This is a genomic window from Rheinheimera sp. UJ51 (assembly GCF_020819615.1).
In the GTDB taxonomy this organism is placed as follows: Bacteria; Pseudomonadota; Gammaproteobacteria; order Enterobacterales; family Alteromonadaceae; genus Alishewanella; species Alishewanella maricola.
The window spans coordinates 37,131-50,597 of the sequence record NZ_JAJHOG010000009.1 but is presented as its reverse complement, the minus strand read 5'-3'; the positions used below and the strand labels follow the sequence as shown (position 1 = coordinate 50,597).

The following is a 13,467-nucleotide window of genomic DNA, read 5'->3' as shown; positions in this document are numbered from 1 at the left end:
TGTACTAATCTGGCGGAAACTTACTGCGAATGGCCACGGCTATGCTAACCTATCAACAATTTAGTTAAGCAACGAACCGCCCGTGCAACTCAGAGATTACCAACAACAGGCTGTTAATGCCGCTATTAGCCATTTCCAACAAAGTACGGCCTCAGCGGTATTAGTACTGCCAACTGGGGCAGGTAAAAGCATTGTTATTGCCGAGCTAGCTCGTCGTGCCAAAGGCCGTGTTGTTATTTTAACGCATGTTAAAGAATTGGTAGCACAAAATGCAGAAAAAGTGGCTTTCTTAACCGCGAAAGCCAGTATTTATGCAGCAGGCCTGCAACAAAAAGATGCCAGCGCGAAAACGGTGGTTGCCAGTGTACAATCTGCCGTACGTAATTTAGATGCTTTTGCCAGCGCTTTTTCATTAGTGATTATTGATGAGTGCCATCGCGTTAGCCTGAGCACCGACAGCCAATACCAACAACTGTTAAGCCAACTGAAACAACACAATCCCAAGATAAAGTTGTTGGGACTTACCGCAACCCCATTTCGGTTGGGCAGTGGCTGGATCTATCGGCAACATTATCATGGCCGGGTGGGTAATACACTCAACCCCACGTTTGAACATTGTATTTTTGACTTGCCGCTAAGGCCCTTAATTAAACAAGGTTACCTAACAACGCCACGTTTATATGATGGCTTAAGTGCACAATACGATTTTAGCTCGCTAAAACCCAAAGCTGAAGGCGATTATGCTGAAGCAGAAGTGAATTCTATCTTAGGAAAAAGTGGTCGGGCAACCTCACTGATCATGCAACAGTTAATCACTTTGGCGACGCAACGCCAAGGTATCATTGTTTTTGCGGCTACAGTAAAACATGCCAACGAAATTATGCAGTTACTCAACCAGCAAAGCGCTGCCATCCTGACCGCTGAAACCCCCACAGCTGAACGCGATCAATTGATTGACGCCTTTAAAGATCGACAAATCAAGTTTCTGGTAAATGTGGCGGTATTAACAACGGGCTTTGACGCCCCCCATGTTGATTTAATCGCTATTTTACGCCCTACCGCCTCAGTCAGTTTATTTCAACAAATGGTGGGCCGAGGTTTACGCATCGCCGCGGGCAAAACAGAATGTTTAATTATTGATTATGCCGCAAATGGTTATGATTTATTTAGCCCTGAAGTTGGGCAAGCAAAACCAAACAGCAAATCTGTACCGGTGCAAGTACTCTGCCCTGAATGTGGCTTTGCTAATATTTTCTGGGGGTTAACCGACCAAGATGGCGACATTATTGAGCATTACGGCAGGCGTTGTCAGGGCTTAATCGAGGATACAGCTGAGCAATGTCAGTATCGTTATCGAAGCCGCAATTGTCCAGATTGTGGCGCCGAGAATGACATCGCCGCGCGCAGCTGTCAGCAATGTGAGTCGGTGTTAGTTGATCCCGATAAGCGATTACGCGAAGTGTTAAACCAGCAGCATCATCATCTTTTTCGCTGCCATAACATGCAGCTATCCGATGATAACGGCGATTTAAAGGTAAGTTATTACGATATCGAAGGTAACCCGTTTTATCGTTGGTTTAAGTTACAAAGCCCCGCTCAGCGCCGTGCGCTTTACGCCTTGTTTATTAAACCGCACAGCAAAGCGCCCGGAACACCTTTACCCAAGATAAATACAGCCGCGCAATTGGTGGCTTTAGCTGAGCGGTTTCGGCCGCCGCAGCTGATATTATTACAAAAACAGAAACACAGCTGGCAGCATGTCGAAAGCTATTTTGATTACCAGGGGCGCTATCAGCAGTTCACTGAACAGTAGCGCTCTTTTTCTTATTCTGTGGCATGGGCTTGCCGATCAAGCATTTTCTGCTGCAAGCGCTGAAACATAGCACTTAACAACACTAAACTTAACCCCAACCCCATAAATGATGCCGCACGGAATAAACCTTGCAGCTCATTTAAATCAAACACAAATACTTTAACGACCACTGCACTGAGTAATAAGAACCCCACTTTACGCAGCATGCCCCAAACACGCCATTGCGCCAGCACAATTAGCCCCGCCGCCGTTAACAACAACACTAAAGAATAACTATAATGCTCTGCATTACTGGTTGCTAAACCTAAGGTAATTTGTGACCCTTGCCAAAACTGCCTTACCGAACTCAGTAGGTACAACAGCAAACCGGCCGCAGCCACATAATAGCCAGTAGGTCGATAACGCTGCGGCAGCGGCATATTAGCTAAACCCGCTGCACACAAGGCAGGCACGGCCCACATTATGAATAGCCAATTCAGTAGCGGCCACTGCCCTACGTCTTGTGCACTTAGCAAGGGGTTATAATTTACGTTTAAGGTCAGTTGCGTAAATAACACCAGCACCACTAAACAGCCTGCGGCAAAACGATATAAAGTTTGCATGCTCGCGGCCCGATAACTGCGCCACTGATAGACCCAAGCTAAAATAGACCAATTAGCGCTGTGTAACGCTAAACTGTAAAAATCTATAACAGAAAAATCAAGCGCCCCCGGATGCAAGCCTAATTGGGTTTGCACCGTGACGAATAACGCCGTTAACTGCAAGCAAGCCCCTTCGAGCCAACCACGCAAGCTGCTATGCCGCCATAACCAGGTTGCAAGGCCAAAACTCGCTAACACCAGCGGATAGACGATCAATGACCAGTGCAAGCCCAGAATACTGATGCCTTCATAACTGCCCAACAATGGGGCTGAAGTAAGACGTAATAAGACAAAGGCGACCATCCCCTTGATCAGCCAAGACGGGACAGGAAAACGTTGTTTAACGCTTAATTGTGTAATGAAAACTAACTGTAACGCCATAGCTACCGTGAAAGCAGCTGCCGACAGGTATAAGCTAAAACACCAACTTAACGCGAGGTTAGCGCCAGCCGCATGAATAAAAGCCAACGCTTTACTTGCTGTCTGTTTCGCTAGAATACTTTGTAGGATCACTAACAAAGCGCCATATAGCATCCAACCTAATTGAATTAACGGTTGCAGTGTACTCGGCACTAATTGATAAGATATGGCCAGAAATAGTATCGGTGCGATCGCTAAAAAAGCCGCCCAATGTTGTCTTGCTGACAGTAGCACACTAACAAAGGCCGCAGGAATTGTCAGCAGCAACACCCATGACTGCCAATTAAAGAGTATGCCGTCCGTCCAGCTAAAGTTGTCAGCATTAAGTGCAGGCCCCAGCAATAGCCAAACCAATGCCAGCAGCGCCGCCGCCCATAACCACAGCTCAGAGCGATTTTCACTCAAGGCTGCCGCATATAAAACACTGACTAACAACACACAAGGCCACAGATGGCTGTAACTACTAAACTGCAGTTGCAGCACCACTGCAAAGGCTAATAACACGACGCCAAGATAGTGTTCGCGCAATAGCGGCCACCATTGGCGCATCGGTAACACCGCTTTTTGCCAGCGTAACGGCCAGCCTAAGCGAGGTAAGGCAACCATACCAATAAAGCTAAGTAATAAGGCAGCCCACAGCACCGTGATGTTGTTTGCGCCAGCCTGTGTGATTGCCAACAATAACCAGCCACAATGTGCCACAACCGTTATTAACCATAACCAAAAACGTTGTACCCTGCGTTCAACCAATAACGACGACGTTGTAATTAAGGCAATGTATAACAACAGTGCTAACCAATTATTGCTACCCGTTGACACTAAAATCGGTACTGCGTATCCCCCAACAATGCCGATCACCGCTAAAATAGGCCCTTGCCGTAAAGAAAACCAAGACGCGCAAAGCGCGACTAAAGCCAGTAAAGCAAAAGCCAGTGTTGGGCTGATCAGCTGATAAAAATGCTGGGCCATCAATAGCACCGCATACAAGGTCACAAAGCCTGCGCTAGCTAATGCCGCAGGAATGTAGTTTTCTAAGACCTGACTTAACTGCTTTTTCTGATGCAGCCACTCACTTACCACTAAGAGTAACAGGCCTAAACTAATACCACTGAACACGCGTAACTCTGGAGAAAACCAACCCGCGTCTAACGAATGCCGCACTAAAAAAATACCGCCAAATGCTAAAGCCACCCCACCCAACCAAACCATGCCGCGATCAATAAACTGCCGCTCTAACCAACTTAGCCATTGGCTTGCCTCTGCTTTGGGTTTAACCAGCTCTGTCGGCTCTGCATGCTGCTTGCTCATAGCAAAGAACGCTGCCGGAGAAACGGTTGTTGTTGCCGTGTTAGGCTCTGCCGTTTGTGCTGCGATGGTGGGTTCTGTTAGGGGGTTTGCTGGGGCAGCCGAAGATGGCAGCGGAGCGTCAACTTGAGACACATTAGCATTTACAGCAGCGCCCGCTGAGCGGGTATGCATGCGTTTTAGCTCTGCTTGCAATTGCTGTATACGCTGTTGCAGCACTCTTATTTGAGCTTCTAAGCCGCTAAGCCGAACTAAAGCGATAAAGCCACAAAAGGTGCCAACAATTACGGCAAGCACCAATATTACCGCCAACAATTCAAACATAGCTCAGACCATCAACACATTTTTACTTAGCATAAGGGAGTTTCGCCGAATTACCAATATATCATTGTTAATGATACAATCTGTTTACAGAAATATTCTATACTGAGCAGTGAGCTAGCTTTTCATCGCTTACGTAGTAATGAAGGTTTTGTGACAAAAGGATTAAACTATGTTCGCAGGGATTGCGTTCTCTCAGACCAATGCGGCTTTTGCCGCAGGTCAACAACTTGCTCGTCAAGCTATTGCCCAAACCGGCCGTTCTGCTGCACAGCTTCTACTGCTGTTTTGCACAGCAAAAACTGATTATCAACGCTTATTAGATGGCGCCCGATTAGTCTGCGGCACAGATACCATCATCTTGGGAGGTTCAGCTGCAGGTATTATCAGCCACGATCAGATTATGATCGAAGGAGCTCCCGCGGCCGCCTTAGCAATAGTATCGGATAACGACAATATTACATTTAGTCGTGCTTGCTCACAGCTGGTCGCCCAGAACCCGTTTTTAGCTGGGCAACAGTTAGGGGCGAAACTGCAACAAGTGGTATCACCTGCTCTCCTCCTGTTATTTTTTGATTCAGTGCGTTACGCCGGTAATTTGCAAAATCCAGCCGTATTAAATGCTTCACGTCCAATACTTAACGGCCTCTATAACACTTTACCGATAAAGGTCCCTATTGCAGGCGCCGGCTTACTCGCCGATCAAGAATTTAGCTCCACTAAATTGTTTTACGATTCACAAGTGCAAAGCCAGCTCGCGACAGCTTTACTGATCAGCGGCCATGTTAAACCCTATATCAGCAATATGCATGGGTGTTCACCGCTCAGTGCTGAGCGTTTTACCATTACCAAGATTTTTGAACAATTTCTGTATCAATTGAACGATGAGCCCGTTACCCAGGTTATCGATCGGGTAACCGGTAGCTCAGATTGGCGTAGGCAAACACCGGTGACCGAACTGGCCTTAGGCTTTAATGGCGCAACTTCTGGCAAGCCCGATTACAGTTCTTCTTATGTTACACGCCTCATCAATGGCATACTGCCAAATGATGAAGGGCTAATCTTATTTGAACCAGATTTTCGTGAAGGCATGCAAATTCAGATTATGCAGCGCGATCCACAGCATATTGTTGCGCAAACCGCTAAACAAACCCGTGCCTTGCTCACGCAAATCAAACAAGACCAACACACTCCTATTGTAGCCCTGTATTTTGATTGCGCTGGGCGCATAGCCACCCCGCAAGAAGCGCGCGAACTGCAGCAACAGTTAACTGCAGCAAAGATCCCTTTACTGGGTATTTACACCGGCGTTGAAATCGCGCCTATCGGTAATAGAAGCCGTAGCCTAGATTGGAGTGGTGTGCTCGTGATTTTAACCACGCCGAATTAAGGCGGGTGGACTGGTGAGCCACTCAGATGAAGCAGGCTAAGCACTTAATTTAAGCTTTTTTACTCAGCTTTACTCAGCTTTGCGCAGCTAAAGTACGTCTTTTTTGGTGGTTACAACGGCCATCTATGCAGCAGCCGACGCGGTAAAACACACTTTATAGCAGTTGACTTCAGGTCTTAGCAGTTATAATTTAGCGACTGAGCGCGGGTGTAGTTCAATGGTAGAATGAGACCTTCCCAAGGTTTAGACACGGGTTCGATTCCCGCCACCCGCTCCACGCCTTGCTCACTGAGCGATATTTTTAACCAAGCCAGCCTGACTTTTCTACCCCCTGCTGCTAAACTACGCATATTTATTACCCTTTTTTAACATTAAATATGCAAACGCTATTTGAATTCTGCCATGACCAAGACCATTATCTGATCAAAGGGAATAACTTTGGTAAAGAGCAAGTCTGGCGTAATGGTGTTCTCGTCTCTGAAGGGCGAGCGTTATTCAGTCATAGCTATGATCACCGTTTTTTGTGCCCTAAACATGGCCCAGTGCGCTTGCACTTCAAGCTAGCCATACGAAATAACCAGGTGCATTACTGGCTAGAAACACCTGAAACATTGTTGTGCGAGGGCGAAACAGTCGCTAGGTCACCTGCATGGTTGCACAAATTAGAAAGCAAACTTTCATCCGCAGAAAAAGTAACCGCACAAACTGAGCAAACATCAGCGCTTAGTGAGCAGACTGAAGTGCAGCAATCGACAACCCCTTCTTTACTAAAAAAAGGGTTTAAACCCTTTTTCGTGATCGGTTTAGTGTTAGTTAAGCTGTCAAAAAGTGCGGGAGCGATAAAGGCTGCGCTAGCAGGTACATCTCTTGCTGGCTGGGCTTGGCTATTTAATCTAGAATTTGCTGTAGGCTTAATTGCCGCATTAATTATTCACGAGTATGGCCATGTTTATGCGATGAAGGGCTCCGGCCTTAAGGTTAAAGGGGTCTATTTACTGCCGTTTGTTGGCGGAGTTGCGGTCAGTGAACGCGCGACCAGCCGTTGGCAAGACTTTAAGATTGCTATTGCCGGCCCGGCTTTTGGTACCTTAGGTGCCGTCATCGCCTACGGGCTTTGGCTTGAAACGCAACATGCCGCCTTAGCATTATTTGCTGCCATCAGTTTATTACTTAACCTATTTAACTTATTGCCCATGGTGCCATTAGATGGGGGGCGCGTCATCCAAGCGGCTGTCTATAGCCGGAACGGAAAAGCAGCCAAACTAGCGTTATTATTCATTACTGGCAGTTTGTCATTCGCCACATGGTACTTTGGTTTTTATCTGTTAATGCTGTTTGGCCTACTCGGTACGCTAGATTTATGGTTTGAAGCAGATGAACAAGCAAAAAACGTTTTACCTATGAGTAATACAGGCATATTAATAACCATTGTCAGTTACCTATGTTTATTAGCAGTGTTACTGTGGCTATCAACCATCATGGCAGATAGCGGGATCCCAGGAACAACTTTACCCCTGATTTTTATTTCCAGCTAATTACAACCACCCTATCTGGAACGCGGTAAGACCCGTTATCGCGTTTATTAAAAATAATTAAAATAATTTGTCACAACTGCTGAGGTTGATGCGACTTAGTTAGGTCATCACCACTAACTAAGGATTTATCATGAACGCACCACAGCACACAAACCAAAACGCTAACAACAACATTGCCAAAAAAACTCAGCAAAACAAACCAAGCTTTTGGACCTACTTTGCCATTGTCCTAACCATTATAGGTGGTGCGGTAGCACCGCAAATCAAAGCGATTGAGCAACCGCAACCGAGGGTAAGTTTTACCGTTGAGGTGGTAGGACAAGGTAAACCGGTTTTAATCATTCCCGGTTTAATGTCGGACCGCCGTGTTTGGCAAAGCACAGTTAGCGCCTTGCAAGCCGATTTTCAATTACATCTGATTAGCTTAGCCGGTTTTGCTGGTACGCCTAGCACTTTGGATGGTGAGTTTTTACCCAAAGTGCAGCAAGAGCTGCTGGGTTATGTGACAGAGCAGCAACTGCAACAGCCAGCAGTGATTGGCCATAGCCTAGGCGCTTTTCTCGCTTTTTCATTGGCAAGTGCTGCTCCTAAGCAGATTGGCACAGTTATCGCGGTAGATGGTTTGCCTTATATCGCGCCGATTTTTAGCCGCAACTCAGCAACGCAAGTGGCCGATATGCAAGCACAAGCACTGCAATTAAAAGCCTACTATCAACAGCTTTCTAGCGCACAATTAAAAGCCGTTGCAACACAAGGCATCGCTATTCAGGCGCGGTCTGCAGAACATCAACAACTAGTGCTGGACATGGCCGCGGCCTCGGATAGCCAGACAGTCGGCCAAGCTATGTATGAACTATTAACCACCGATTTACGACCGCAAATGACAGCAATAACAAGCCAAGTCTACTTACTTGGCGCCAGTGGAGCGCTAGCACCGGCTCAGCAAGTGCTAGCAGCACTTTACCAACAACAAATTGAGTCTATTGCTAATGCAAAACTACTGATGAATACTGACAGTCGCCATTTTATCATGCTGGATGAACCCGATTGGTTTATCGCTCAGCTGCGTGTGGCATTAAAGGAGTAATGGCATGCACCATGCACAACTGAGCCCAAAAAACACCCTAGAACAACAATTACAGCCTGATGTGATGGCAGCTATCGCAGGTGATATGCAGGCTTTTGGCCGATTAATTCAGCGCTGCCAAAACAGTGTCAGCAGCATTGCCTTAGCCATTGTGCAAGACTTGGATGCCAGTGAGGATATTTGCCAGCAGGTATTTATTGCGGCTTGGCAACAACTGAGTAGCTTACAAAACACCGCCAGTTTTTTGCCTTGGCTTCGTCAAATTACGCGCTACCGTGCTTATAGCTATTTGCGTGAACGGCAAGATCATCGTATGGAACGTGGTGAAAAAGCCGAAACCTTGCTCGCCGCTTTTGCTAGTGACACCTTTCCCGATGAGGAGTTACTTCGCGACGAGCAAGCCGATATTATCCGCGAGTTTTTAGCCGAATTACCGAGTGAAAGTCGTGAAATTGTACTGCTGTTTTATCGGGAAGAGCAAAATAGCCAGCAGGTCGCGGCGTTACTAGGCATAACCGAAAATAGCGTACGTAAAAAGCTGCAACGGGTACGTGAGTTGTTAAAAACACAGCTACTAAACCGTTACGGTAAGCTGATTTTGAGCACGGCGCCGAACATCGGCTTAACTAGCGCCATCATCAGTGCTTTACTGATCGGTAGCCCACCTGCAGCTGCCGCGACCGCTAGTGCCATGACAGCATACAGCAGCGGCTTGGCAAAATTTGGCTGGCTATTGAGTGGAGCACTACTTGGCGCGCTCGGCGGCATGCTTGGTGTGTTGCTGGGCATGCGCGCGCCACTAAAAAACGCTGCCAGCGATACCGAGCGTAATCGCTTATTACGTTATCGCAATCAGGCTTTGGTTTGGGTTGGCCTCTCAGGCTTATTATTGGCTGCAGCATACGAATTTACCGCCGGTGCCATAGCACCGCTGCTGGCCTTTGGCCTTTTTATGACCGGCGTGGCGTATTTACAAGTTCGGGTATGGCAAACGATTAAACCACGCTTGTTGGCAAAAGCAGCGCAGAGTACACCAGCAAAACGGCAGTATCGCAATAATCTACTCTGGTGCTGGTTTGGGATGCTCGGTGGAACAACAGCTGGCTTTGCCGGCTTGATTGCTGGCCTGATCAAAAACGGCCGCTGGTTTTTCGGTTAAACATGGCAGTCAGTTAGCCGTTAGAAACAAAAACGCCAGCGAAGATGCTGGCGTTTTTACGTTTGAGACAACAGGGTTGCTCAAGTGAGTTGTCGCGTTATTACAGGTATTTCACGTCAACAATTTCAAATTCAACCACGCCTTTAGGCGTGGTGATATTGGCAACGTCATCGGCTACTTTGCCAATTAAACCCCGTGCAATCGGTGAGTTAACTGAAATCAGATTATTTTTTATATCCGCTTCATCATCACCCACAATGCGGTAAGTCATTTCTTCTTCTGTTTCCAGATTAAGAATGGTTACCGTTGAACCGAAAATCACTTTACCCGTGTTAGGCAACTTAGTGACATCGATGATCTGCACATTGGATAATTTGCCTTCAATATCCTGAATACGCCCTTCAATAAAACCTTGCTGTTCGCGAGCCGCGTGATATTCGGCGTTTTCTTTTAAATCGCCGTGCGCACGTGCTTCAGCGATAGCTTGAATTACCGCAGGCCGTTTTACACTTTTTAACTCATTCAGTTCAATGCGCAGCGCTTCTGCGCCTTGCACTGTCATTGGAATTAAGCTCATCCGTTTACTCTCTTATGCAATTCCTGAATAGAATTTACGTTAGCAAAGGCACTGGCAGCATTCGCTTTTACAGTAGCAAAAGCGGCATTCAAGGTCGTAGTGTAGTTCGCTTTGTGCTGTAAGGCACCGCGACGCAGTACTTTAGAGTCTTCAATCGCCTGACGACCTTCAGTGGTGTTAACAATATAGCTATACTCGCCGTTTTTGATACGGTCAAGCATATGAGGCCGACCTTCAAATACCTTGTTAACAACCCGACATGGAATACCCGCATCCGCTAATGCTTTGGCTGTACCACCACTGGCGTCTAACTCGAAACCCGATTCAACCATTAATTTAGCCAGTTCAACGATGCGCACTTTATCGCTGTCACGTACAGAAAGCAAGGCACGGCCACCCGTTGGAATCAGCGTGCCACAGCCTAACTCAGCTTTAGCAAAGGCTTCGGCGAACGTATCGCCAATACCCATCACTTCACCTGTTGAACGCATCTCAGGGCCAAGAATAGGATCGACACCTGGGAATTTGTTAAACGGGATCACCACTTCTTTCACTGAGAAAAACGGTGGAATAATTTCTTTGGTGATACCCTGCTCGGCTAACGACTTACCCGCCATACAGCGTGCACCCACTTTAGCAATGGCGACACCCGTTGCTTTAGAAACGAAGGGTACGGTACGTGCCGCTCGTGGGTTCACTTCAATTAAGTAAACTTCGTTATCTTTAACCGCAAACTGGGTATTCATTAAGCCGACCACGCCTAACTCTAACGCCAGCTTTTTCACTTGCTCGCGCATCACATCTTGAATGGCTTGCGATAAGCTGTGTGGTGGTAAGGTACAGGCAGAATCGCCCGAATGCACACCGGCTTGCTCGATGTGTTCCATAATGCCGCCGATAATCACTTCGCTACCATCACAAATAGCATCAATGTCGACTTCAATCGCATCATCTAAGAAGTTATCTAATAAGACTGGCGAGTCATTTGATACGCTTACCGCTTCGTTCATATAACGGCGTAAATCCTGCTCGTCATAAACGATTTCCATGGCGCGGCCACCTAAAACATAAGACGGGCGAACCACCATCGGATAACCGATTTCTGGTGCTTTAGCGATCGCTTCATCAAAGCTCGTTACCGTGACGTTTTTAGGCTGCTTTAAGCCTAAACGAGTAACGGCTTGTTGGAAGCGCTCACGGTCTTCAGCACGGTCTATCGCATCTGGCGAAGTACCAATAATTGGCACACCGTTGGCTTCTAAGGCACGGGCTAATTTCAATGGCGTTTGGCCACCGTATTGCACAATTACCCCTTTAGGCTGTTCTTTGCGTACGATTTCCAGTACGTCTTCCAAGGTGATAGATTCAAAATACAGGCGATCTGAGGTGTCATAATCGGTTGAAACGGTTTCTGGGTTACAGTTGACCATTATAGTTTCGTAACCGTCTTCACGTAACGCCAAAGCCGCATGCACACAACAGTAATCAAATTCGATACCTTGGCCGATACGGTTTGGCCCGCCACCGATAATCATGATTTTCTCACGATCGGTAGGTGCCGCTTCACACTCTTCATCATAGGTGCTGTACATATAAGCGGTGTTAGAGGCAAATTCCGCGGCACAGGTATCTACCCGCTTGTATACTGGGTGTAAACCGTAGCTATAGCGTTTTTTGCGCACTTCGGTTTCACTCACACCTAAAACGTCAGCAATACGAGCGTCAGCAAAACCTTTGCGTTTTAAGCGAGATAAACGGGCTTCGTCTAAGGCGGCATAGCCATCAGTACCTAGAGCCAGTTCTTCTTTCACTAAGTCTTCAATTTGCACTAAGAACCAGTGGTCAATTTTGGTTAGGTTGTAAATGTCATCTAAGGTCATACCAAAACGGAACGCATCGGCAATGTACCAAATACGATGCGCGCCAGGCTCACGTAATTCGCGAATAATTTTTTCTTTCGCTTCTGGTGCATTGATATCAATAATCGGATCTAAGCCCGATACACCAATCTCTAAACCGCGTAGCGCTTTTTGTAACGACTCTTGTTGGTTACGACCAATCGCCATGACTTCACCAACCGATTTCATTTGGGTCGTTAAGCGGTCGTTAGCGCCAGCAAATTTTTCAAAGTTAAAACGTGGAATTTTAGTTACAACATAGTCGATACTTGGCTCAAATGAAGCCGGCGTAATCCCGCCCGTAATGTCGTTAGCCAATTCATCTAAGGTGTAACCGATAGCCAACTTGGCGGCAACTTTAGCAATAGGGAAACCGGTTGCTTTGGAAGCTAATGCCGACGAGCGCGATACCCGTGGGTTCATTTCAATAATGACCATACGGCCATCTGCTGGATTGATACCAAATTGTACGTTTGAACCACCCGTTTCTACGCCAATTTCACGCAATACCGCTAACGAAGCGTTACGCATAATTTGGTATTCTTTGTCGGTCAGTGTTTGCGCTGGCGCCACAGTGATCGAATCACCGGTATGCACACCCATAGGATCAAAGTTTTCGATGGCACAAACAATAATACAGTTATCGTTTTTGTCGCGTACCACTTCCATTTCGTATTCTTTCCAACCAATCAACGATTCGTCGATTAACAGCTCTTTGGTCGGAGACAGATCTAAACCACGGGTACAAATTTCTTCAAACTCTTCGCGGTTATAAGCAATACCACCGCCCGAGCCACCCATTGTGAACGATGGGCGAATAATACAAGGGAAACCGATATCATCGAGTACCTGATACGCTTCTTCCATGGAATGAGCAAAACCGGCACGTGGGCAGGCTAACCCAATTGAGCGCATCGCTTTATCAAAGCGATTTCTATCTTCCGCTTTATCGATGGCGTCAGCGGTAGCACCAATCATTTCCACGTTATATTTTGCCAGAACACCTTGGCGTTCTAACTCTAACGCACAGTTCAATGCAGTTTGCCCGCCCATGGTAGGCAGTACCGCACAAGGGCGTTCTTTTTCAATGATTTTTTCTACCACTTGCCAATGAATAGGCTCGATGTAGGTCGCATCAGCCATTTCTGGATCAGTCATGATAGTCGCGGGGTTAGAGTTAACTAAAATAACTCGATAACCTTCTTCTTTTAAAGCTTTACAGGCTTGTGCGCCTGAATAGTCAAATTCACAGGCTTGGCCAATGACGATCGGGCCAGCGCCTAAAATCAGAATACTTTTTATATCGGTACGTTTTGGCATT

General features: G+C 46.8%; 8 protein-coding genes and 1 tRNA gene. 6 read left to right on the top strand and 3 right to left on the bottom strand.

The features are described 5' to 3' along the window. The first annotated feature begins 82 nt into the window (after positions 1 to 82). A complete protein-coding gene (locus LMJ53_RS17110) occupies positions 83 to 1,813 on the top strand; it encodes a DEAD/DEAH box helicase family protein (protein ID WP_229586325.1) in 1,731 nt (576 codons plus the stop codon). 11 nt (positions 1,814 to 1,824) lie between these two features. Here LMJ53_RS17110 and LMJ53_RS12015 read toward each other — a convergent pair whose 3' ends face one another. Beyond that, a complete protein-coding gene (locus LMJ53_RS12015) occupies positions 1,825 to 4,503 on the bottom strand; it encodes a DUF2339 domain-containing protein (RefSeq protein ID WP_229586323.1) in 2,679 nt (892 codons plus the stop codon). A 169-nt stretch (positions 4,504 to 4,672) separates the two neighbouring features. Between LMJ53_RS12015 and LMJ53_RS12010 the strand changes: the two genes are divergently transcribed. The 5 genes from LMJ53_RS12010 (at position 4,673) to LMJ53_RS11990 (ending at position 9,671) form a co-directional block, all read left to right on the top strand. After that, positions 4,673 to 5,890: an FIST signal transduction protein gene (locus tag LMJ53_RS12010; RefSeq protein ID WP_229586321.1), complete on the top strand. Its 1,218-nt coding sequence runs from the start codon at positions 4,673 to 4,675 to the stop codon at positions 5,888 to 5,890. Positions 5,891 to 6,093: 203 nt separating this feature from the next. Beyond that, positions 6,094 to 6,167: transfer RNA gene (locus LMJ53_RS12005), tRNA-Gly, on the top strand. Positions 6,168 to 6,267: 100 nt separating this feature from the next. Continuing rightward, positions 6,268 to 7,425, top strand: a complete 1,158-nt coding sequence (locus LMJ53_RS12000; protein WP_229586319.1) for a metalloprotease — start codon at positions 6,268 to 6,270, stop codon at positions 7,423 to 7,425. Positions 7,426 to 7,555: 130 nt separating this feature from the next. Next, positions 7,556 to 8,512, top strand: coding sequence for an alpha/beta fold hydrolase (locus LMJ53_RS11995; protein WP_229586317.1), 957 nt, complete (start codon positions 7,556 to 7,558; stop codon positions 8,510 to 8,512). Between the two features lie 4 nt (positions 8,513 to 8,516). Continuing rightward, complete coding sequence (locus LMJ53_RS11990; RefSeq protein ID WP_229586315.1) at positions 8,517 to 9,671, top strand: RNA polymerase sigma factor; 1,155 nt, start codon at positions 8,517 to 8,519, stop codon at positions 9,669 to 9,671. 100 nt (positions 9,672 to 9,771) lie between these two features. On the opposite strand, the gene greA is transcribed toward LMJ53_RS11990, so the two are convergent. Together greA and carB are read right to left on the bottom strand one after the other, a co-directional pair. Continuing rightward, positions 9,772 to 10,248 carry a transcription elongation factor GreA gene (gene greA, locus LMJ53_RS11985; protein ID WP_226751199.1) on the bottom strand — a complete coding sequence of 159 codons (477 nt, stop codon included), beginning with the start codon at positions 10,246 to 10,248 and terminating at the stop codon, positions 9,772 to 9,774. Then, positions 10,245 to 13,466 (bottom strand): carbamoyl-phosphate synthase large subunit, encoded by a 3,222-nt coding sequence (gene carB, locus LMJ53_RS11980; RefSeq protein ID WP_229586313.1) that lies wholly within the window; start codon positions 13,464 to 13,466, stop codon positions 10,245 to 10,247. The genes greA and carB overlap by 4 nt, the downstream gene beginning before the upstream one ends. Position 13,467: the final 1 nt, after the last annotated feature.